Raw genomic sequence first — 23,866 nt, forward strand, 5'->3', positions numbered from 1 at the left:
GCTAAGTTGCAACTTGTCAATTCATAAAGCCGAAACAGGTACTTCTCAACATCAGCAAGGTTTTCAAAAATTCGGGCACAAAAAAAGAGGTCGAAAATGACCTCTTATCCTGTGTGGCTCCCCAGGTAGGACTTGAACCTACGACCTACGGATTAACAGTCCGCCGCTCTAACCAACTGAGCTACTAGGGAATATTGTTTTGTTCTGTAGAACGTTTGCATTTCAAAAGCGATGCAAAAGTAATAGCTTTTCTTTAAACTCAAAATATTTTTCAAAAAAAATCACTCATTTTTCTTGCCAATGAAGCATCGGTTTTCCCGCGCCAAACAATCCTTTCATCACGAGTGCCTGTCAATCAAATCATTCTGAAAAAATCCTCGTTTTTCACATTATTCTAAAAAAATACCACCGAATCTATTTTTTTAGTTTCTCCTTCTACTTTTTCGGGATTTGGGACTGATTCTGTACTTTTAGTCCATTCAAAAAAATAACCACATGAAAAAATCAGTCGCATCAATAATTACACTCTTTATTCTTCTATTCGGAGTTCCGCGGCAGGGGCTAACACAAAATCACACACTCACTGCCAGCATCACCAATCAACCCGATAGTCCGGTAATAATAGGTTGGATAGAAGGCGACAATTTCACAAAAACAGACAGCGCCTTTGCAGTAAACGGCGAAGTGAAATTTTCGTTACCCGAAAATTCAGCACCAGCTGTAGTGAGGATGATTTTCGGACTTACACCCTATGCCAGAATCATGAAGGAAGATCCGCAACAACTGGACCTGATTTTCAACAACGAAGACATTGAGATCGTACTCGACTTCAAAGATCCGGAAGCCAGCCTCAGAGTTATTCACTCGGAAGAAAACAGGCTTTGGTACGATTTTCTGAGGCGACAGAAGGAATACGAAAAAGCATTGAGCCTTATGGAAAATGAAGTGAACCTGTTGTGGCAAAGAAACGATTCGGCAAAAGCTGTCCAAGCCTCGGATGAGTTCAATCAAATTCAAATGGACTGGGATCAGCGGGTGACACAAATCGTTCAACAAAACGAAGGCACATATGCGGCAAAGCTTATTTCAATCAAGCGAAAACCAATGATTGATGCCTTTCTGTCGAAAGAAGAACGCCTGACTTCGTTACAAAAGACTTACCTCGACAATGTTGATTTCTCGGACGAGAGCCTGATTCCATCTTCGGCTTATACCGACAAAATATTTGATTACCTCGTACTCTTTAACCACCCCGGACTAAGCCAGGAACAACGATCTGTTGCTTACAAAAAAGCAGTTGACGTTGTTTTATCGAAGACCGGCTCCAATCCAAAAGTAAATGCATTTGTTAAGGCGTACCTACTACACGGGTTTGAAGTTCTTGATATGAAGGATGTTCAGGAACACATTCGCAATAAGAGATAATTGAATTCATTTTCCTGATCAATTTTTGAGTTTTTTCGTTATTCATACAAATTCATTCACCATCATCAACAGTGATAAATTGTTACGTTATGTTACCTACTATTTCAATCATAAAAATCCCGAGACAAAATTGCTCAACGGCTACTCTTTTGGAAACAATTGAGCAGATAAGCGCCACCGAAATAAGCGAAAAGGAAAGAGAATACCTCTCGAAAAAACTGGAGAAAGGAACCGAATCTTCGATACTGAATTATCCAGAGTTAACATTCTTCGGAAAAATAAAGCCAGATGAAAATTATACCGAGCAGGAAGCTGCCCGAAAAGCCGGGGCAAAACTGTACAACGAATTAAAGGATGCAAATATTTCAGCTGTTAATTTGATCAACCGCTGCAATTCTCCGCTTTTAAAGGCATTTCTCGAAGGTTTGCTGCTGGCCTCTTATTCCTTTGACAAGTACCTCAAAGAAAAAGAGACCTTTGCCTTAACCGAAGTGTTCGTGGTTGGAGACGAAGTTTCCGATCGGGATACCGAAGATCTTTTAAACCTGGTACGGGCAGTGTTTACTGCACGCGATTTGGTAAACGAACCCAACTCGTTTCTAAACGCACCGCAGCTTTCGAAAGAACTCGAAAAGCTGTCAGAAAGAGCAGGTTTCTCTCTGGAAGTATTCCATAAACAAAAAATAGAAGCCTTGAAAATGGGCGGTCTGCTGGCGGTAAACAAAGGCAGTATCGATCCGCCAACCTTCAACATTCTGGAATGGAAACCTGAAAATGCAGTCAACAAAAAACCAATTGTACTGGTGGGCAAAGGAATTGTGTTCGACACTGGCGGGCTTAGTCTGAAACCGACGGCCAATTCGATGGATTATATGAAAACCGATATGGCCGGCGCCGCTGTAATTGCAACCACAATTTACGCATTGGCTTTAAATAAAGTGCCACTCCACGTGGTGGGCTTAGTTGCTGCCACCGACAACCGCCCCGATGGAAACGCTTACGTACCGGGCGACATTATTACCATGTTCGACGGCACAACGGTTGAAGTGCTCAACACCGATGCAGAAGGCAGACTGACACTGGCCGATGCACTGACTTATGCAAAAAAATACGATCCCCAACTGGTTATCGATTACGCCACTTTAACCGGCGCTGCAGATATAGTAGCCGGACCACATGCGGCAGTGGTAATGGGCAATACTTCCGAGAACATTGAAAAACTAAAGAAAGCAGGTTTCGAAACATACGAACGGCTGATAGAAGTACCGCTTTGGGATGAATATGCCAAACCACTAAAATCGAAAATTGCCGACATGAATAACCTGGGAACCCGCGAGGGGCAGTCAACCATTGCGGGTAAGTTTTTGGAACATTTTACTTCTTATAACTGGATCCACATCGATTCGGCAGGCACACCTTTTCTAAAAGAAGCCGATGCTTATCGGCCGGCCGGAGGTACAGGCTTTGGCACACGACTTTTGTATCAGTTTTTAAAATCGATGCTTTAATCCGAAGACAGGCACCATAAGGCTAGAAATCAGCTTGTTCTGATGCATCTTCGGGCATACACCGGTTATAGGAATCTTTCAATTAAAAAATTAACTTTGCACCGCTTGCACATAAGGGCTTAATTGCAAAAAGATATACAAATGAAACATAATAGGCAGGAATCAATAAGAATAGGAATCACCCACGGCGATATTAACGGGATCGGTTATGAAGTAATACTGAAAACACTGGAAGACCCGCGCATACTTGAAATGTGCACACCCATTGTTTACGGTTCTCCCAAAGTTGCGGCATATCACCGCAAGGCGTTAAACATAAACGACGTAAGCTTCAACCACATTCGCAACACAAAGGAAGTGTATCCTCAAAAAGCGAACATCATCAACTGTGTTGATGAAAACATCAGGGTTGAGTTGGGTAAATCAACGGCCGAAGCCGGAATGTCATCTTACCAGGCGCTGGAACGTGCTGTTTCTGACCTGCAGAACGGATACATCGACGCGCTGATAACAGCCCCGATCAACAAGGACAATATTCAGAATGAAAATTTCCACTTCCCGGGTCATACCGAATACCTGGCGCAAAAATTCAATACCGAAGATTACGCCATGTTAATGGTGAGCGAGACCATGAAAGTGGGCGTTGTAACCACTCACATCCCTATCTCTAAAGTGGCACAAAGCCTGAGCAAGGAAGCCATTCTTTCGAAAATCCGGATCATTGCCAAATCACTTCAGCAAGATTTTGCCATTACCAAGCCACGTATCGCAGTTTTTGGATTAAATCCGCATGCCGGCGACAACGGCTTGTTGGGCAGCGAAGAAAAAGACATCATCATTCCGGCCATTGCACAGGCTAAAAAAGAAGGCATTGTGGCTTTAGGTCCCTACCCTGCCGACGGATTTTTTGGTTCCGAAGACTACCGGAAATTTGATGCGATCCTGGCCATGTACCACGATCAAGGTTTGATCCCGTTTAAGTTGGCCTCTTTTGAACGAGGAGTAAATTATACTGCCGGCCTTCCGGTAATCCGTACTTCGCCGGCACATGGCACTGCTTATTCCCTGGCGGGAGAAGACAAAGCATCGCCCGAATCGTTCCGCCAGGCGCTTTACCTGGCCATCGACATATTCAAAAGCAGAGAAATTTACGAGGAAATAACCCGTAATCCGCTGAGAAAATACGAAATCAACCCGAACCAGGTAGATGAAAGCGTAGATATTGAAGCCAGCGACGAAGATGCGTTATAAAGCCAACGATTATGTACGAATACATTCGGGGAAACATCGCTGACATTAGTCCGGCAAATATTGTAATTGAAGCCGGCGGACTGGGGTATTTCATCAATATCTCGCTGAACTCATACAGCCAGCTGAGCGGGAAGAAAGACACCAGGTTGTACCTCCACCAGATTGTGCGGGAAGATGCGCACATTTTATACGGTTTTGCCGATCTGGGCGAACGCGAGTTATTCCGCAACCTGATTTCGGTAAACGGCGTCGGCGCCAGCACCGCCATCATGATGTTGTCGTCGTTAACGCCCGATGAAATCAGATCGGCCGTTACCACCGAAAATGTAGCTGTCTTAAAAGCGGTGAAAGGAATCGGGGCGAAAACCGCGCAACGAATCATTATCGACCTGAAAGACAAGCTGGGAAAAATAGCTGAAAGTGGTCAAATTTTACTCTCAACAGACAATACAATACGAAATGAATCGTTATCTGCTTTAGTCATGCTGGGGTTTGTGAAAAAGGATGCCGAAAAAGTGGTTTCGAAAATCCTGCAGGAACAGGCCGATGCAACCGTAGAGAGTGTGATTAAACAAGCACTAAAAAGGCTCTAAACCAGAAAAAAACGCAGGAACTATTTATCACGTTTTAAAGTGATCTCCTGAAAACAGGCTGCCTTTTTAGCAGTAATAAAATTTGTATGAAACTGAACCGAAGTTTACGAAAAATATACTTCAGCTTATTTTTAATTTTTTCCCTGACACTTCCAATAATAGGAGCAGCGCAGGATTTGTCTGAAATTGACACAACCGGGCAATTGCCCTACCCATTTAAAGATCAGCCGGCGTTTGGCTATACCCGGCAAGATTCTCAGAAACTTTTTCTAAACAACCCAAGCAACCTCAAATACGAGGTGGTATACGACCCCGTACTCGGGCAGTATGTGTTTTATGAAAAAATGGGAACCCTGAACTATCGTCTTCCGCAAAGCATGTCGCTGCAAGACTACATGGCCTACGATTTCGACCAGTCAGTGAGAGCCTACTGGAAACAGCGCGCAGCATTGGAAGACCAGGATCAACGCGGCGGATTGCTCCCGAAACTTACCGTTGGAAGCGAGGCGTTTAACCGGATTTTTGGAGGAAACACCATTAACATTCAGCCACAGGGATATGTAGAGGTAAGTTTTGGCTACCAGGTAAATACCACCGACAACCCTTCGATCCCCGAACGACTTCGAAAAGTACCAACCTTTGATTTTGACCAGAAAATTCAGATGAATGTTACCGGTCAGATTGGTACAAAAATGAACATGCGGGTGAATTACAACACCGAAGCTACGTTCGATTACGAGAACAAAATGAACATCGAATACACCGGCGATGAAGATGAAATTATAAAACGTGTGGAAGCCGGAAATGTGTCGCTACCGTTAAACGGATCCTTGATTACCGGGGCGTCCAACCTATTCGGGGTAAAAACCGAAATGCAGTTTGGGAAACTGAACGTGACCACCATTTTCTCGCAACACAAGGGTGAGTCAAAAACCGTTCAGACGGAAGGTGGAGCCCAGGTTGCCACCTTCGAGATATCGGCCTCCAACTACGATGCCAACCGGCACTTTTTTCTCGCCCAGTATTTTCGCGACCACTACGACGAATGGCTAAAAAACACGGCAGTGCCGCGGTCTCCGATCACCATCAATAAAATTGAAGTTTGGGTAACCAACAAGTCCAGTGATTTTACCGATTCTCGCAATATCCTGGCCTTTCAGGATTTAGGTGAACACGATCCGAACATCTACAACCAACTACCGCAATTTCAGGCAAATTTGGGTCTCCCCTATCCTCAAAGTATTTATCCGAACAACGAGGCAAACGGTCTTTACAACGAAATGTCAACCACGTATTCCAACGTTCGTCAGGTTGAAAACATTTCGTCCACCATGGCCCAATTCTCACAGGATTTTGTGGGAGGAACCGACTTCGAAAAAATAGAACACGCCAGAAAACTGAGTGAATCAGAATATTCGGTCAACGAGAGGCTCGGTTATATTTCGCTGAATTCAGCATTAAATACGGATGAAGTGCTCGCAGTAGCGTTCAACTTTACATCAAACGGACAAACATTTCAGGTGGGTGAATTCTCAACCGACGGTATCGACGCTCCCAAAACCTTGTTCCTAAAATTGCTGAAAGGAACCAACCTTTCGCCGGGAAAACCAACCTGGAAGTTGATGATGAAGAACATTTATAACCTGAACGCATACCAGCTTACCAATGATGAATTTGAGTTAAATGTGGTTTACCAGAACGACTCTACCGGAACCTACATTAATTATCTGCCTGCCAGCCGACTGGAAGGGCACATCCTACTTGAGGTAATGCGTCTCGACATGCTGAACAAGCAGCTCGACGCTACCAAAGACGGTATCTTCGACTACGTGGAAGGCATAACCATTGATTCCAACAGTGGACGAATCATATTCCCTACCATTGAACCTTTTGGAAAACACCTGGCGGATTCGCTGCAAAATCCAGGAGACATCGAACGCTTCACGTTCCAAACCCTGTACGACTCCACAAAAGTAAAAGCAGAACAGGATGCTGAACATAACAAATTCAAGTTGATTGGAAGCTACAAAGGTTCATCCAGTTCTGATATTTCGCTCGGTTCGCTTAACCTGGCGCAGGGATCGGTTAAAGTAACTGCCGGCGGACAGGTTCTTACTGAAAATATAGACTATACCGTGGATTACACGCTGGGTACGGTAAAAATTATCAACCAGGCATTACTCGAAGCAGGAACGCCGATTTCGGTATCGACTGAAAGCGAGGACTTGTTTACCATGCAGCGAAAAACCCTGATGGGAACCTATGCCAATTATGCATTTTCCGACAACTTTAATATCGGGGGTACCCTTTTGTACATGCAGGAACGACCGCTCACTGAAAAAGTAGACTACGGCGAAGATCCCATTTCCAATTTAATGTACGGTTTTGATGCCCGCTACAATACGGAAAGCATGCTCCTGACCAAAGCGTTGGATGCGCTCCCGTTCTACAGCACCAATACAAAATCTTCCATCGATTTTGAAGGCGAATATGCCAAACTCGTTCCGGGAAGCAACCGGTCGATAAAAAATGCCGTTTACATCGACGACTTTGAGGCAACAAAAACGCCGATCAGCCTAAAAGCACGGCAATCGTGGATGCTCGCCAGTACCCCGCAATATCAATCGGATTTATTTCCGGAAGGAAATACTGTGGGCTCGCTTGAGTATGGTATGAACCGTGCGAAACTGGCATTTTACAACATCGACCCACTGTTCCTGCGTAACAATTCATTAACACCCACCCATATTAAGTCTGATCCGGATGCACAATCCAACCACTATGTCCGGGAGGTTTTCGAACAGGAACTTTTCCCCGAAAAGGAATTTGTTACCGGCGAACCCACCAATATTGCCGTATTGGATTTGGCGTATTACCCGTCAGAACGCGGTCCGTACAACTTCGATACCGGAAACAGCAGTTTTGCTGCGGGTGTAAATCCCGACGGTACATTGAAAAACCCGGAAACACGCTGGGCAGGTATTATGCGCGATATTCAGACCAGCGATTTTGAAACCGCCAACATTGAATACATCGAATTCTGGCTGATGGATCCGTTTTATTACGATACGCTCGGAACACAATCGGGCGGTGATCTGTATTTCAACCTCGGAGATATTTCCGAAGACTTCCTGAAAGATTCGCGAAAAGGATTTGAACAGGGACTTCCGACTTCACAATTGGTCGACAATGTGGATACTACGGTTTGGGGACGGGTTTCAACCTTGCAGTCACTCGTTAATGCATTTGACAATACTCCTTCTTCGCGCAGATATCAGGACATCGGGTTTGATGGCTTGAACGACGACGACGAAGCGACATACTTTGCGCAATATCTCGAAGAACTTAGGCTGAAAGTAAACGACGACGTTTATGAAAAAGCGATGAACGACCCTTCAAGCGATAATTTTCATTATTACCGTGGAAGTAATTACGATGATGCACGCTTACCCATTTTGGCTCGTTATAAAAACTACAATGGCCCCGATGGTAATTCTCCAACCTCGGAAATGTCGACAGAGAGCTACCCGACTTCAGCAACTACGCTTCCCGACATTGAGGACATTAACGACGACAATACCCTGAACGAATACGAACGTTACTATCAATACAAAGTAAGTGTCAGGAAACAAGACTTTGTTGTTGGGCAGAATTACATTACCGATAAAAGAAGCAGGCCGGTAGAATTAAAAAATGGCGACGTAGAAGAAATTTCGTGGTACCAATTTAAGATTCCGGTTAGCACTCCTGATAAAGTCATCGGTAACATCAGCGACTTTAAGTCGATTCGGTTTATGCGTATGTTTATGCATGGATTTAAAGATTCTACGGTGATGCGTTTTGCTACGCTCGACCTGGTACGTGCCGAGTGGAGACGATACACCGGCGACCTGACCGACGAACTGGCAGCTCCTTCGCTGGAAACCGATTTTGAAGTATCGGCCGTCAGTATTGAAGAGAACGGAAGCCGCGAACCGGTGAATTATGTTCTCCCTCCGGGGGTTTCAAGGGTAATCGACCCGGCCAACCCGCAACTTCGTCAGTTGAATGAACAATCCATGGTGCTAAAAGCTACAGATCTTGAACAGGGAGATGCCAGGGCTGCTTACAAATCACTGTACATGGATTTCCGCCGTTACAAAACCCTGAAAATGGATGTACATGCCGAAGAAGTGGAAGGCAGTTCATTAAAAGATGACGAACTCTACTTTTTCATTCGGTTGGGATCGGACTACAACTACAACTATTACGAATACGAAATTCCTTTAAAGCTAACGCCCGAAGGAAATTACAATAACGACAGAGAAAGCGACCGTTATATTGTATGGCCCGAAGAAAACCAGATTTACGTTCCGCTGGAACTATTCACCAACCTGAAACTCGACCGGAACGACGCTATTCGGGTGGCCGGTTCACAGATAAAAATTAACGACGAATATATCCAATCCGATCCTAACCGCAACAACGGGAAAAACCGGATTAAAGTAAAAGGTAGTCCGAACCTGGGTAATGTTGAGGTATTTATGATGGGGATCCGCAACCGACGGGGACAGTTGAACACCGGTCCAAAATCGGTGGAAGTATGGACCAACGAATTACGCCTTTCTGATTTTGATGACGAAGGAGGTTGGGCCGCCAATGCCCGTGTTACCGCCCGGCTTGCCGATCTCGGTAATGTTACCGTGGCCGGAAGAAAACGTTCGGCCGGATTTGGAAGTATTGATCAGAATGTAAACAGCCGCTCGCTGGAAGACCAGACCGATATTGATGTTTCCACCTCGATCGACTGGGGACGTTTCTTCCCGGAAAAAGCCGGAGTAAGAATTCCAATGTACTACGGCTATTCCAAAAGTACGGTCAATCCAAAATACAATCCACTTGAACCCGATATTGAACTGGACCAGTCCTTATCCCGACTGGACTCAAAAATTGAAAAAGATTCGCTCAAAAGCCTTGTTCAGGATGTGGTGGAACGAAAAAGCATCAACTTTACCAATGTCAAGGTAGAGCCGCAGAAACAAAAGGAAAAGACTCAGCTGTGGGATACCGAAAACTTCGCGGTAACTTACTCGTACAACGAGACTTCGAAACACAATGTAAATACCGAGTACAATGTGGATAAAACCCATCGGTTTATGTTCTCCTACAATTACAGCAGCCGCCCTAAAAAGATAGAGCCCTTCCGTAATGTAAAACTGCTGCAAAAAGGTCCGTTAAAACTATTGGGCAACTTTAACTTTTATCCGCTGCCAACGCAGATCTCGTACAGAACTGATTTGTACCGTCGTTATCACGAAACACAAACCAGGAACATTACCAATCCGAACCTGATTTTACCGGCTACGTTTGAGAAGGATTTCCTTTGGAACCGTTATCTGGATATCCGGTATGATGTTACCACCTCATTGAAATTCGATTTCTCTTCTCGCGGAACCTCACGTATCGACGAACCGGAAGGACGAATCAACAGACGCGATGACGACTACGAGTGGAAACGTGACTCGATCCTGACCAATTTGTGGGATCTGGGACGTCCTACCCTGTATAATCATACATTTAATGTAAATTACCAGGTGCCGCTTCGTACATTCAAGGCGCTTAACTTCCTTACTGCCAATGTGCGCTATGCCGGAACCTACGACTGGCAGGCTGGTCCGATAACCGATGAAGAAACCAACATTGGAAACATTATTTCGAACTCGCGAAACATGACACTCTCCGGGAATGCCAACCTTCAGACGTTATTTAACAAGGTGCCGTATTTCAAAGAAGTTGATCAAAAATTCAGGAGAACAGGAAGAAGCAGGGGAAGTTTAAATCGAAATTCAAGTGGAGGCCGCCAGCAAGACAACCAACCTCTTGCAAAAAAACAGGAAGAAAACTATAGCAGTAACGTTAGATTGGTTGCCGACAAGCCGCAAAAAATAAGTCACAAACTCAATACGAAAAAGATTAAGGTGCTTGCTACCGACACACAGGGCAAAGTTGTTCCCGGAAAAGTAAACATTATTGATCCGAATACCATAGAATTCACCCCGATGGCAAACGCCAACCAGGCCATGTTAACCGTATCGGGGAAACGGGGCGATCAGCCGTTTATAATGGATGTGCTTGATTTTACAACCCGCGTGGCAACCGGAGTTCGTACCATTAATGTTACCTACAGCAAAAACGGAAGCACCGTGATGCCCGGTTATTTACCCGAGCCTGCGCTCTTTGGTGGCGGACGTTTTTCGGGTGATCCGGAATGGGGCCTTCAGAATATTGCCCCCAAAATGGCTCCCGGCTTGCCGTTCCTGATGGGTTGGCAAGACCGTGATTTTGCAGTGAAAGCCGCAGAAAACGGATGGCTCACAATCGACTCGACCCTGAACCAGCCGTTTATGTTCCGCGAAAACGAGCGGATTAACCTGCGCGTTATGCTGGAGCCCCTACCCGACTTGCGTATCGACCTCACGGGTGACCGTTCGATTTCAAAAAACATCACTGAATTCTACGATTACGATACCAACACCGGGCTATTCAACGCAAACAGTTTTACCGAAACCGGTAACTTCAGTATGTCAACGCTCACCTGGGGAACTGCTTTCTTTGCTATCGGAAAAGGAGAAGTAACCAGTTCAAAATCGTTTGAAAAATTAAAAGAATACCGCGCCATTATTGCCAACCGTCTGGCACAGCAAAGAGGAACCAGCGCCAGCTATAATCCGAATACTCCGCATTCGCAGTTCGCCGGATATCCTGACGGGTATGGCCCGAACTCGGTAGAGGTGTTGGTACCGGCATTCCTGGCAGCCTATCAGGATAAAGATCCGAATAAGGTTTCGCTGAGTTTGTTCCCGTCGCTGAAATACATTCGCCCCAACTGGAGCATTCGTTACGAAGGAATGGTTTCACGCATTCCGGGACTAAACAAAGTTATGCGCTCGCTGAACTTCCAGCATACCTACCGTTCGAGTTACAACGTTGGTTCGTTTGTCTCCAACCTTAATTATTTGGAAACAGGTGATGGATTTAGTTACATTCGCGACTTAGCCGACAACTTTGTGCCGTCATACGATTTTAACTCGGTTAGCATTATCGAGGCATTTAATCCGCTTATCAATGTCGACGTAATGTGGCAAAGCGACTTTACCACGCGTGGCGAAATCAAACGCTCGCGTAACCTCAACCTGTCGTTTGCCAACAATCAGCTAACCGAAGTATTAAGCAACGAATACATCATCGGGCTGGGTTACCGGTTTACGCATATGGATGTGATCATCAAAACCAAGAACTCGCAGCAGGCATACTCCAACGATTTAAACATCAGGGCAGACATTTCGTACCGAAGAAACAAAACCATTTTGCGTCAGCTCGATTCCGAAGATAACCAGATTACCGCAGGGCAGGGAAACTTCACCATCAAGACTTATGCTGACTACCGTTTAAGTGATAAGTTTGAAATGCGTGTGTTCTACGACCGGATTTTAAACAATCCGTTTACATCGCTTTCTTACCGTACAACCAACGCCAATTTTGGTGTAAGTTTCAGGTTTACACTGGCCAATTAGATGTTAATGGAATCTTACGATGAAGAAAGAATTGAAACCTTGTCTTAATTTTATTTTGATTTTTGAAAAAAATCGACTTTCTTGCATTCATTAATTGACAACAATGAAAAAAACAAATACAATATGGCTTCCGTGGTGGGGTCTTCTTACGTAAGTTAGGAGTTAAAGAGCCATATTGGTATTTTTGAAAGATATTACAAGGCCTGCTCCTAAAAGAGCAGGTTTTTTTATACATAAAACGACAATGAGAATTAACAATAATATTTGGTGGTGGCACAGCAACTTTTTACAACATTCGTGAAGAGAGGTTCTGCCATTGGCCAAAGGAGACGGCTCATCGAATTCACGATGAGCCGTTTTTTTTGAATTGAACCGAAAAGTTAAAACAGTAACAAACAAATTAAAACATACCTATTCATGGAAAAATTGACATTTAAACCTGTAGTCCGAAAGATACTGGCCGACACCGTTACACCGGTGAGCATTTATCTTCGGTTGCGGACCTTGTATCCGAAATCCATCCTGTTGGAAAGTTCCGACTACCACGGAAATGAAAACGCCTATTCGTTTATTGCTTTCAGTCCGATGGCCCGGTTTACGGTGAACAACGGAGAAGTGGTAAAAAAACTTCCGGGAAGAGAAAAAGAAACGTTCCAACTATCACCGGAAAGAAAATTACACGACGAACTGGATGATTTTTTCAAAACCTTCAATGTGGAAAGCAACGAAATTGAACTTCCGGCCAACGGGCTGTTTGGCTATTTGGGGTTCGATGCCGTGCAGCATTTTGAAAACATCCACTTCAGCTCTGATAAAAAAGAAGAATACCAGATTCCGGAAGTAACCTATTGCTTTTACAAATATGTGGTTGCCATCGATCACCATAAAAATCAGATCCACATGGTGGAAAACCTGATGGAAGGCGAGCAGTCACAGATCGATTACATTCATCACCTGCTGATCAACCTGAATTTTGCAACGGCAAAGTTTGAACCGACGGGAGATGAAAAGTCGAACATCACCGACGATGAATACAAGTTGATGGTCACCAAGGGAAAAGAACACTGCTACCGAGGCGATGTCTTCCAGATCGTTTTAAGCCGGCAGTTTTCGCAGGAGTTTAAAGGCGACGATTTTAATGTTTACCGCTCGTTACGGTCCATTAATCCGTCGCCTTACTTATTTTATTTCGATTATGGCGATTACCGCATTTTTGGTTCCAGTCCGGAAGCAGAAATCCGGATCATGAAGAACAAAGCATACATCCATCCGATTGCAGGCACTTTTAAACGCACCGGCAACGACGATCAGGACCGCGAACTGGCAGCGCAACTCAGCAAAGATCCAAAAGAAAATGCCGAGCATGTGATGTTGGTGGATCTGGCCCGCAACGATCTGAGCCGAAATGCCGATCATGTGGTTGTGGAAACTTACCGCGAAGTTCAGTTCTTCTCACACGTCATTCATTTGGTTTCGCAGGTTTCAGGTAAAATTACCGACGATACCAACCTGATAAAAGTGCTGGGCGAAACTTTCCCGGCCGGAACCTTGTCAGGCGCGCCTAAATACAAAGCCATGGAACTGATCGACCGTTACGAAAACCAGAACCGTGGTTACTATGGAGGTTGCATCGGCTACCTCGGCTTCGACCGCACCGTGAACCATGCCATTATGATCCGATCTTTCCTGAGTAAAAATAACAAGCTTTTTTACCAGGCAGGTGCCGGCATTGTGGCCGATTCAAATGAAGAAAACGAGTTGCAGGAAGTCAACAACAAACTGGCAGCATTGAAAAAAGCCATCGAAATGGCAAAAGGAATCAATTGAGCCTCCCCTAACCCCTCCAAAGGAGGGGAACAGAAGAGCAAAAACAAACAGAAAAAAATAAAAAATGGAACAAAAACAATACAAACAAGAGGATTCCCCAATCTCCTCCCCTTCGGGGAGGCCGGGAGAGGCCAATATCGTAGTAATAGACAATTACGATTCGTTCACCTACAATTTGGTGCATGCAATCAAAAAGATTTCTGGTTTGCCGGTGGATGTGTTCCGCAACGACGAAATTAAGCTGGAAGACCTGGAAAAATACGACAAAATCGTTCTGTCTCCCGGCCCCGGAATACCTGAAGAAGCCGGGTTATTGCTGGACATTATAAAAGAATATGGTCCAAAGAAAAGTATGCTGGGCGTTTGTCTGGGACACCAGGCGATCGGGGAAGCATTCGGAGGAAAACTTCACAACATGAACCGCGTACTGCACGGTGTGGCAACTCCAGTAAAACTCACCGACAAAAAATCGATTCTGTTTGAAGGACTGCCCGAAACCTTTGACGTGGGACGTTACCACTCGTGGATTGTGCAGGATGACCAACTCCCCGAATGTTTTGAAGTAACCAGTTACGACAACAACGGAATGATCATGTCGATGAAACACCGCGATTTTGATATTCAGGGAGTCCAGTTTCACCCGGAATCGGTACTAACACCGCTGGGAGAGAAAATGATCGAAAACTGGTTGAAATCTTAGTGCACAGTCACAATTTCAGTCACAGTAATCTGATCAGTTAAAAAACACTTATTTTTTAAAATCGAATTATGAAAGATACCTTACAATACCTTTTTAAAGGCAATAAACTTACCCGCGATCAGGCGAGGAACAGTTTGACAGAAGTCGGAAAAGGACTTCACTCCGAAGCTGAATTCGCCTCCTTTCTGACGGTGTATAAGATGCGCCCGATTGAATCAGAGGAACTGGCGGGTTTTCGTGATGCCATGTTTGACCTGAGTACAAAAGTAGACTTGTCGGAATACAACGGCATTGATGTTGTGGGTACCGGCGGCGACGGAAAAAACACCTTTAATATTTCGACGCTGGCCTGCTTTGTGATTGCCGGAACCGGTTTAAATGTTACCAAACACGGTAATTACGCAGCCAGTTCCACCACCGGTTCATCAAACGTTTTGGAATACCTCGGCTATCAGTTTAGCAACGATATCAGCAAATTAAAAAAAGATTTGGACGAGGGCGGATTCTGCTTTTTACATGCTCCACTGTTTCACCCTGCGTTTAAACACATTGCACCGGTCCGAAAAGCGCTGAAAGTCCCCACTTTCTTTAACATTCTTGGGCCCATGATCAATCCGTCGGCACCAAAATATCAATTGCTGGGGGTGAATAATCCTGAAAATTTTGAGCATTATCGGAAGGTTTATGAAACACTGGATATTAACTTTGCGATAGTGAACAGCAACGACGGTTACGACGAAATTTCGCTGACATCGGAGGCTCGCTATGCCACCCGTGGAAAAGAGACACAACTGGCACCTGCTGATTTTGGGTTAACAACGATTGAACCGGCCAAATTGCATGGCGGAAAATCGGTGGAAGATGCAGCAAAGATCTTTATGAATGTGCTGAACGGAAATGCTACAGAAGAGCAAACCAATGCGGTTCTGGCCAACGCGGCACTCGGATTGAATCTGGTTTATCCTGACAAAACGCTGAAAGATTGCATCTCGATGGCGCGTGAATCTCTGGAAAGTGGGAAAGCACTCCAAAAATTAAAAGCCGTGATCAAATAAACCGTCATTTTGTTCCAACAAGAGCGCTGATTAAAACGCTATCTTGTAAAGCGAAGTGCATAAAAAGACTAATACATACGAAAATGACAATTCTCGACAAAATCATTGAAGCCAAAAGAGAAGAAATCAATCACCAGAAACAGCTGGTCGACATTGAGGTACTGCAAGATATACCCGATTTCTTCAGGGATTGTAACTCACTGAAAGGGAGCCTGCTAAAACCCGGTTCTTCGGGAATAATTGCCGAATTCAAACAACGTTCTCCCTCCAAAGGCGATATTAACCTCACCGCCCGGGTAGAAGACGTTACCAAAGCATACGCTAAAGCCGGTGCTGCGGGCTTATCGGTCCTGACTGAAAAGAACTTTTTTGGCGGATCGCAGGCCAACCTGGTAAAGGCACGCGAAATTAACCCCGATATTCCGATCCTGAGAAAAGATTTTATGATCGATCCGTACCAACTGGTGGAAGCCAAAGCCTACGGAGCCGATGTAATTCTGCTCATTGCTGCCTGCCTTTCAAAAGAACTGGCGCTTGAGCTGGCGGAGGAAGCAAAAGAATTGGGACTGGAGGTTTTAATGGAAATCCACAACGCTGAAGAGCTGGAGATTGTTAACGACTTTGTGGATATTGTGGGCGTAAACAACCGCAACCTGAAAACCTTTGACGTAAGTGTCGAAACATCGGTGGAGCTTTCAAAACTGATTCCCGACAGGTTTGTAAAAATATCGGAAAGCGGACTGGCAGGCGTTAAGGAAATTCATTACCTGCGCGACTACGGTTTTAAAGGATTCCTCATCGGAGAAACATTTATGAAAACCCAGGACCCGGGTAAAGCCTGTAAAAAGTTTATTCAACAACTATAACGATCATTTCGAAACAGGTCAGTTAACGGAAATTAAAAGTCGGTTCAACAGAAGACTTCATTTCCTGTACACACTGACATTGAAATACACAAGGAAAAAGAAGTGGAAAGAAAACTGAAAATAAAAGTCTGTGGAATGAAGTTCACAGAAAACCGTGAGGAAGTAGAAAAACTCGGTGTTGATTTGTTGGGCTATATTTTTTATGAACCGTCAAGTCGTTTTGTGGGACAACATCCTGATTCCGGGCTTTTTAACTCCGACATGCCCAAAGTTGGTGTTTTTGTCAACGAAAATGCCTTTGAAATACTCGGACTGGCCAAAAACCTGGATTTGGATTATATCCAGCTCCACGGAAAAGAAAATCCCAAAACCTGCGCCATGCTCCGAAAACAGGGATTGAAAGTTATTAAAGCTTTTTCGGTGGACGATTCTTTCAGTTTTGAAACCACGCAAGCCTACGAGAAAGAGGTCGATTATTTTCTGTTCGATACAAAAACCAAACTGCATGGCGGATCAGGGGAAAAATTCAACTGGAAAATATTAAATAAATACACGGGGTACAAACCGTTTTTTTTAAGCGGTGGCATTGGGCCCGATGATGCAGAAGAAATCCAAAAGATCGATCATCCAAAACTTACCGGGATTGATTTGAACAGCGGGTTCGAAGATGAACCGGGACGTAAAAACATTGAAAAGCTGAAACGATTTATTGAAGAATTAAAATAACAGACGCTTGTCTTTCCTGCGCAAGCAGGAAACTCAACAGATTCTCGTTCCACGGGAATGACTTAAGATGAAAGAAAATAAAATGAAATATCAAGTTAACGAAAAAGGATATTACGGTGAATTTGGCGGGGCCTGGATTCCGGAAATGATGTATACCAACATCGAAGAGTTAAAAACCAGGTACCTTGAAATCATCGAAGCAGAAGAATTCAAAAGCGAGTTCGATAAACTCATGAAAGACTATGTGGGCAGGCCATCGCCACTTTATTATGCCAGCCGTCTTTCGGAACATTACGGATCAAAAATCTTTTTGAAACGCGAAGATCTGAACCACACCGGTTCACACAAGCTGAACAATACCATTGGACAAATACTGCTGGCTCAGAAACTGGGAAAAACAAGAATTATTGCTGAAACCGGGGCAGGTCAGCACGGTGTAGCAACCGCAACAGTTTGTGCACTGAAAGGAATAAAATGCGTGGTTTACATGGGAGCGCTTGATGTTTCGCGCCAGGCACCCAACGTAAAAAAGATGAAAATGCTGGGCGCCGAAGTGGTACCCGTTCACAGTGGCAACAAAACCTTAAAAGACGCTACCAACGAAGCCATGCGCGACTGGATCAACAATCCGGAAGATACGCACTACATTATTGGCTCGGTAGTGGGGCCGCACCCCTACCCCGACATGGTGGCCCGTTTCCAATCGGTGATCAGCAAGGAAATGAGGGGCCAGTTGCTCGAACAAACCGGTTCTGAACTGCCCACCCGCGTGCTCGCTTGCGTTGGAGGAGGAAGCAACGCCGCGGGAGCTTTTTATCATTTTCTGGACGACGAACAAGTGGAACTGATTGGCGTGGAAGCCGCAGGAAAAGGAGTGGACACCGACGAAACCGCGGCCACACTCACCGTTGGTTCTCCCGGAGTTTTACATTCGGCGCGAACGATGCTGATGCAAACAGAAGACGGACAAATTATTGAACCGTATTCCATCTCGGCAGGACTTGATTACCCTGGAATCGGCCCGCTGCACGCTCACCTGCACAAAACCGGCCGTGCAAAATTTCTGGCCGCCACCGACGAAGAAGTATTACAGTCGGTATTGCTGCTCACTCAAAAGGAAGGTATCATTCCCGCATTGGAATCGGCACACGCTTTGGCGGCGCTCGACAAAATAAAAATGAATCCGGACGACGTAAATGTGATCAATCTTTCGGGTAGTGGTAACAAAGACATGGAAACCTACCTTAACTATTTTGGATATTAAAGCCCCTCTCCAACCTCTCCCCAAAAGGAAGAGGCTAAGAAATGGCAAATACAATATGAAACAAACTTTGCTTTCTAAAGTCCCCCTCCGGGGGATTTAGGGGGCTGAAACAAGCAAATCATGAACAACAGGATCAATCAACTTTTTGAATCAAAAAAGGAAAATATATTTTCAGTATACTTTACCGCAGGATTTCCGAATCTGGATGACACGGTAAAAATTATCCAGGAACTGGAAAAAAACGGCGCGGATTTGATCGAGATCGGAATGCCGTTCTCAGATCCGACCGCTGACGGCCCCACGGTACAACGCAGCAGCGAAATTGCATTGAAAAACGGAATGAACCTCAGGCTTTTATTTGAGCAACTGAAAGACATCCGGAAATCAGTAAATATTCCGCTGATTTTGATGGGCTATCTGAATCCAGTGTATCAATATGGTGTTGAGGCGTTTTGCCGGAAATGTGCAGAAATCGGCATCGACGGAACCATTCTGCCCGATCTTCCGCTGGATGAATTCGAAGCAGAATACCGCAAATATTTTGAAGCCAGCAACCTGCACAATATTTTGCTGATCACTCCTCAAACATCAGAAAAAAGAATCAAGCAGATTGATGAAGCATCGGAGGGATTTATTTACATGGTTTCTTCGTCGTCAACCACCGGAGCTGGTAAAAAAGTGGAAGACTTTCACGTAGATTATTTTGAACGCGTTCAGAACATGAACCTGAAAAATCCGCGCCTGATCGGCTTTGGGATTTCAGACCATGCAACCTTCTCGAATGCCTGTAAATACGCGCAGGGAGCTATCATTGGCAGCGCATTTGTAAACGCCATTAAAGACTCCGTTAACCTTGAAAAAGATATTGCAACATTTGTAAAAAGCATCGATCCGGGAGGTAAAGCACTTCTCTAATGTTCACACAAAAAGCATGTTTTGAAACAGGGATTTAACACTCTGCTGTAATTAACTATACAACAATTCATTAACCGGAAGCGGTTGATTATTTTAACTTAATAAGTGTTAAACCATATTCTACAGCATACTCAATTAGGCTTTTCCATGTTATCTTAAAGGCAACAAGTTCAAAAACAAAAGACCATGATGGAGTATGCTAAAGTGATTCTTCCTAAAGTAAGTTTTAGCAAGGATCTTTTCAGAAAAGAGCTAAACAAATGTATCAACTGGGTAGAACCCGACCAACGTATGGAACTTTACCGTTGGTGTTACAAGAATTTTAATGATTTGTATCCCGATGTACTGGCGGAAGCATTCGCCGACATCGCGGCTTAAGAAATAACAGGCGGGGTAACTCCCGCCTTTTTTATGAAAGTCAAATATTAAAAATATCCAATTCTCAATTTTGAATGTAAAATATTCAACAAAATCCTGAAAATTGGATATTGGGAATTCTACATTGGGAGTTCTGCATTAAAAATTGAAAACAAATCACCGATAGAAGTAAAAATCTTTACTTTCATACCTGTTGATGATTCCTGAGAATCATTATTGTTTTGTGCCAATTGCACAACTTAGTCTGCCAACGTAGCATTTTTAGCTGCAAACACCCCAATTCCTTCCAATAAACACCATTTCCCCGAAATTGCAGGTCTTATCGATTATTCCTGTTGTTTACTGACTTACAGGCTCTTTACTAAAATTCATTCCATAAGTTTGATCAAAACCTGAAAATCATAGAAGACTATTCATGATTTTCTGCACGAAAATTTTATACGGGGAGCCCGGGGAAATGTTTACGATTAAAGGCACTCCACTTTTTTACATAGAAACAGAATTAAACAGCGTAAAAATGTAGAAAGTGTATATCTGGCCGGCTGGCAGATATTCAGACTCCCGTTTCCCCGGCGGGAGTTTTTTATTTCGAAATTCTTACAAAGCAAAGAGTAAAGAAGCTTTAGTATTAACATAAATCTTAGTCTATGAAGAAAATACTTCTACTAATGGTGGCTTTGGTTTTTGGAGTGAGCACATTATTCGCCCAAACAAAGCAAATCTCGGGGAAGGTAACCTCTACACAGGATGGCTTGCCAATTCCCGGAGTATCAGTGGTTGTTAAAGGTACCACCAACGGTACCACAACCAATATCGACGGGGAATTTACACTTACTGTTCCCGAAAAAGAAACACTTGTTTTTTCATTTGTGGGAATGAAATCTCAGGAAGTAAAAATTACCGGAACCAGTATGTATAACGTAGCACTGGAACCTGATGTTATTGGCGTGGACGAGGTAATGGTTGTTGCATACGGAACAGCCAAAAAAGAATCGTTTACCGGATCAGCCGAAGTGATTAACAACGACGTACTTGAAAAAAGACCGGTGGTTAACCTCTCGAAAGCGCTGGAGGGACAGGTTCCGGGAGTTCAAACGACCTCGGGGTCGGGGCAGCCGGGTGACGATGCCAGCATTATTATCCGTGGTTTTGGATCGATCAACTCCGACAATGCTCCCTTATATGTAGTCGACGGTGTTCCCTACGATGGAAATTTAAATGCCATTAACCCGGGCGACATTGAATCGATGACCATTCTGAAAGACGCATCGGCAGGAGCGCTTTACGGCTCTCGTGGTGCAAACGGTGTTGTGGTGATTACCACTAAGAAAGGTAAATCAGAAAAGCTGTCAATTGAGTTTAAAGCTACGTACGGGATGACCGACAGGGCCATAAAATCATACAAGACACTGAACTCTGCAGATTTTATCGAAGCCTCTTTCCAGGGGTTTAAAAATGACTTGATTTACAGAAGCGGAGTTAATCCCGACCTGGCTGGCGAAAAAGCGATTGAGGCTATGACCGGCAATTCGGGCATTTTCGGAACCAACGAAATGTACAATCCATACAACATGCCGATTTCTGAATTGATTGATCCCGAAACCGGTGAAATAAATCCTAATGCAAAGCTATTGTACAAAGCCGATTGGCTGGGAGAAATCACCAACGACAATGCAACTCACCAGGAGTATCAACTGTTTATCAACGGTGGATCGGAAAACTCCCGGGTATTTGCGTCGATCGCTTATCTTTCAAAAGAAGGCCTGCTCAAAACCACACAATTCGACCGAATCTCGGGAAGAATCGGAGCCGAATTAACTCCCAAACCCTGGTTTAACTTCGGAGGTAATATCAACTTCTCGAAAACGGAGAGTGACTTTCTGGCCAACCAGGGAACTTCGTATTCGAGCAACGTTTGGTATTCTGCTCAGTTTATGGCTCCCATCTATCCTATCTATATTCAGGATGCACAGGGAAACCCGGTTCTTTCAGAAACGGGAGAAAAACAATTCGACTATGGGCTGACTCGTCCATCGGGCGCAAACCCCAACTGGAACCCTGTCGCTACCTTGTACGAAGACTCTTATACGACCATAGCCGATAACTTATCCGGAAGGTTTCATTTCGACCTTATCGGGAAAGGTATGGGAAGTGCACTCGATGGCTTATCGCTGAGTACCAATATTGGTTTCGACTACGTTAATTCCAACGAGAAAGCCTACAATAACCCCGACTTTGGCGATGGAGCGATTGTGGGGGGCCGCCTGAACCTGCTCAACGACCGGAATTACTCTTACACCGTAAATGAATTGCTGCGTTACACAAAAGATTTTGGCAGCCACAGCATCAACCTGCTTGCAGGTCACGAATTCTACAAACTGGTAGTGAACGAACTCGAAGGCGAAAAAACCGGGTTCCCGTATTCCGGCATCAAGGAACTGGCCCCGGGTTCGACCATTTCGAAACTGACATCGTTTGAAGACAATTATGCCATCGAATCCTTTCTTAGCAATATAACATACGATTATGCAGACCGTTATTATCTCTCGGCAAGTTTCCGTACCGACGGTTCATCGCGCTTTAACAAAGATTATCGCTGGGGTAATTTCTGGTCAGTTGGAGCTTCGTGGCGTGTGAGCGAAGAAAGCTTTATGAGCAACATGGCATCTGTTGACAACCTGAAACTAAAAGCCAGTTACGGGAAACAAGGAAACGACCGGATCGGGACCTATTACGGATGGCAATCGCTTTACGATCTGGGCTGGTCGAATGCCAACCTCAACGGAGCCCTGCTTTCGTCGCTTGAAAATACGTCGATCAAATGGGAAGAAAACAACAACTTTAATGTGGGAGTGGAAGCCATACTATGGAAACGCTTAGAGTTTGGGTTGGAATACTATCGAAGAAGAACAGTAAACATGCTGATGGAAAGACCAATGGCGACCTCACTCGGATTCGACAGTTATTGGGCCAATGTCGGCGAAATGCTGAATACCGGTTTTGAATTTACCTCCAAAACGAAGGTGGTTAGCACACCTAACTTTAGCTGGAATGCAACTTTAAATCTTACCACACTGAAAAATGAAATCGTTGAACTCGACGGGGAACAGGATCAGATTGTAAACGGAAACTTCATTCAGCGAAAAGGAGAAGAAATCAACTCGTATTACCTGGTTCAGTCGGCAGGTGTCGATATCACAACCGGTGCGCAACTCTATTGGGTTTACGACAAAGACGAGAATGGCAATCCTGGCGAGCGCTATATTTCAAGCGATTACCAGAAAGCAACACAAAGCAAGCTGATCTCGGGTAGCCGTATTCCTGATTTTTACGGAGCATTTGGAAGTGACTTCCAGTTTCTAAAGAACTTCGATCTTTCATTCATGACGACCTTCTCTGTGGGAGGCGAAGTTTATGAATATGTTTACCAGGGACTTACCAACCCTGTTTACATCGGAACCAATTATGCGGACAGGATTAAACGCGCCTGGCGAAAACCGGGAGATGTAACCGATGTTCCAAGAATCCAAAACGGAACCGGGTTCTCGCGTCCATACACCAACAGTCAGCTTATTGATGCCTCGTATTTCGCTATTAAAAATATTACGTTTGGCTATACACTGCCCAAACCAATTTTGCAGCGATGGGGCATTGAAAGTATAAGAGCTTATGTTGCTTTCGACAACGTTGCTTTATTCTCTCACCTCGATGGTATGAATCCGCAACATAATTTTAACGGAACTACCAATTTTTCTTATACACCCGACAGAACAAGTCTTTTGGGTATCGAAGTAAAATTTTAAAA

The 23,866-nt window shown here is 44.4% G+C and carries 14 protein-coding genes and 1 tRNA gene; 14 read left to right on the forward strand and 1 reads right to left on the reverse strand.

From position 1 onward, the window contains the following. Positions 1-114 precede the first annotated feature (114 nt). A tRNA-Asn gene (locus MR764_RS03865) sits at positions 115-191 on the reverse strand. Positions 192-495: 304 nt separating this feature from the next. Between MR764_RS03865 and MR764_RS03870 the strand changes: the two genes are divergently transcribed. The 14 genes from MR764_RS03870 to MR764_RS03935 all read left to right on the forward strand — a co-directional run bounded on the left by MR764_RS03870 (position 496) and on the right by MR764_RS03935 (position 23,864). Next, complete coding sequence (locus tag MR764_RS03870) at positions 496-1,425, forward strand: hypothetical protein (RefSeq protein WP_247978077.1); 930 nt, start codon at positions 496-498, stop codon at positions 1,423-1,425. A gap of 149 nt (positions 1,426-1,574) precedes the next feature. Then, positions 1,575-2,933: a leucyl aminopeptidase gene (locus MR764_RS03875; protein ID WP_247978078.1), complete on the forward strand. Its 1,359-nt coding sequence runs from the start codon at positions 1,575-1,577 to the stop codon at positions 2,931-2,933. A gap of 141 nt (positions 2,934-3,074) precedes the next feature. Continuing rightward, positions 3,075-4,184 carry a 4-hydroxythreonine-4-phosphate dehydrogenase PdxA gene (pdxA, locus tag MR764_RS03880; protein WP_247978079.1) on the forward strand — a complete coding sequence of 370 codons (1,110 nt, stop codon included), beginning with the start codon at positions 3,075-3,077 and terminating at the stop codon, positions 4,182-4,184. Positions 4,185-4,195: 11 nt separating this feature from the next. Continuing rightward, the gene (gene ruvA, locus MR764_RS03885; protein ID WP_247978080.1) at positions 4,196-4,777 is read left to right on the forward strand and encodes a Holliday junction branch migration protein RuvA; all 582 of its coding nucleotides are present in this window, start codon (positions 4,196-4,198) and stop codon (positions 4,775-4,777) included. Between the two features lie 86 nt (positions 4,778-4,863). Next, positions 4,864-12,330, forward strand: a complete 7,467-nt coding sequence (sprA, locus tag MR764_RS03890) for a cell surface protein SprA (protein WP_247978081.1) — start codon at positions 4,864-4,866, stop codon at positions 12,328-12,330. Positions 12,331-12,747: 417 nt separating this feature from the next. Next, a complete protein-coding gene (locus MR764_RS03895; protein WP_247978082.1) occupies positions 12,748-14,157 on the forward strand; it encodes an anthranilate synthase component I family protein in 1,410 nt (469 codons plus the stop codon). Between the two features lie 64 nt (positions 14,158-14,221). Beyond that, positions 14,222-14,857 carry an aminodeoxychorismate/anthranilate synthase component II gene (locus tag MR764_RS03900; RefSeq protein WP_247978083.1) on the forward strand — a complete coding sequence of 212 codons (636 nt, stop codon included), beginning with the start codon at positions 14,222-14,224 and terminating at the stop codon, positions 14,855-14,857. Positions 14,858-14,925: 68 nt separating this feature from the next. Further along, on the forward strand, positions 14,926-15,912 hold the full coding sequence (gene trpD, locus MR764_RS03905) for an anthranilate phosphoribosyltransferase (protein WP_247978084.1): 987 nt from the start codon (positions 14,926-14,928) through the stop codon (positions 15,910-15,912). 83 nt (positions 15,913-15,995) lie between these two features. Then, on the forward strand, positions 15,996-16,778 hold the full coding sequence (gene trpC, locus MR764_RS03910; protein WP_247978085.1) for an indole-3-glycerol phosphate synthase TrpC: 783 nt from the start codon (positions 15,996-15,998) through the stop codon (positions 16,776-16,778). A gap of 135 nt (positions 16,779-16,913) precedes the next feature. Further along, positions 16,914-17,504: a phosphoribosylanthranilate isomerase gene (locus tag MR764_RS03915; RefSeq protein WP_247978086.1), complete on the forward strand. Its 591-nt coding sequence runs from the start codon at positions 16,914-16,916 to the stop codon at positions 17,502-17,504. Between the two features lie 82 nt (positions 17,505-17,586). Continuing rightward, complete coding sequence (gene trpB / locus MR764_RS03920) at positions 17,587-18,768, forward strand: tryptophan synthase subunit beta (RefSeq protein ID WP_247978087.1); 1,182 nt, start codon at positions 17,587-17,589, stop codon at positions 18,766-18,768. 120 nt (positions 18,769-18,888) lie between these two features. Next, on the forward strand, positions 18,889-19,683 hold the full coding sequence (gene trpA, locus MR764_RS03925; protein WP_247978088.1) for a tryptophan synthase subunit alpha: 795 nt from the start codon (positions 18,889-18,891) through the stop codon (positions 19,681-19,683). A gap of 186 nt (positions 19,684-19,869) precedes the next feature. After that, positions 19,870-20,061 (forward strand): hypothetical protein, encoded by a 192-nt coding sequence (locus MR764_RS03930; RefSeq protein ID WP_247978089.1) that lies wholly within the window; start codon positions 19,870-19,872, stop codon positions 20,059-20,061. A gap of 647 nt (positions 20,062-20,708) precedes the next feature. Continuing rightward, the gene (locus tag MR764_RS03935; RefSeq protein WP_247978090.1) at positions 20,709-23,864 is read left to right on the forward strand and encodes a TonB-dependent receptor; all 3,156 of its coding nucleotides are present in this window, start codon (positions 20,709-20,711) and stop codon (positions 23,862-23,864) included. The last annotated feature ends 2 nt before the right edge of the window (positions 23,865-23,866 follow it).

It is taken from the genome of Maribellus sp. YY47, assembly GCF_023111095.1.
GTDB lineage: Bacteria > Bacteroidota > Bacteroidia > Bacteroidales > Prolixibacteraceae > Draconibacterium.

Coding starts and splice junctions, on each gene's coding strand:
- MR764_RS03895 (WP_247978082.1), top strand. CDS start 12,748: ATGGAAAAATTGACATTTAAACCTGTAGTCCGAAAGATACTGGCCGAC.
- trpC (WP_247978085.1), top strand. CDS start 15,996: ATGACAATTCTCGACAAAATCATTGAAGCCAAAAGAGAAGAAATCAAT.
- trpB (WP_247978087.1), top strand. CDS start 17,587: ATGAAATATCAAGTTAACGAAAAAGGATATTACGGTGAATTTGGCGGG.
- ruvA (WP_247978080.1), top strand. CDS start 4,196: ATGTACGAATACATTCGGGGAAACATCGCTGACATTAGTCCGGCAAAT.
- trpA (WP_247978088.1), top strand. CDS start 18,889: ATGAACAACAGGATCAATCAACTTTTTGAATCAAAAAAGGAAAATATA.
- MR764_RS03915 (WP_247978086.1), top strand. CDS start 16,914: ATGAAGTTCACAGAAAACCGTGAGGAAGTAGAAAAACTCGGTGTTGAT.
- MR764_RS03870 (WP_247978077.1), top strand. CDS start 496: ATGAAAAAATCAGTCGCATCAATAATTACACTCTTTATTCTTCTATTC.
- pdxA (WP_247978079.1), top strand. CDS start 3,075: ATGAAACATAATAGGCAGGAATCAATAAGAATAGGAATCACCCACGGC.
- MR764_RS03900 (WP_247978083.1), top strand. CDS start 14,222: ATGGAACAAAAACAATACAAACAAGAGGATTCCCCAATCTCCTCCCCT.
- trpD (WP_247978084.1), top strand. CDS start 14,926: ATGAAAGATACCTTACAATACCTTTTTAAAGGCAATAAACTTACCCGC.
- MR764_RS03935 (WP_247978090.1), top strand. CDS start 20,709: ATGAAGAAAATACTTCTACTAATGGTGGCTTTGGTTTTTGGAGTGAGC.
- MR764_RS03930 (WP_247978089.1), top strand. CDS start 19,870: ATGATGGAGTATGCTAAAGTGATTCTTCCTAAAGTAAGTTTTAGCAAG.
- sprA (WP_247978081.1), top strand. CDS start 4,864: ATGAAACTGAACCGAAGTTTACGAAAAATATACTTCAGCTTATTTTTA.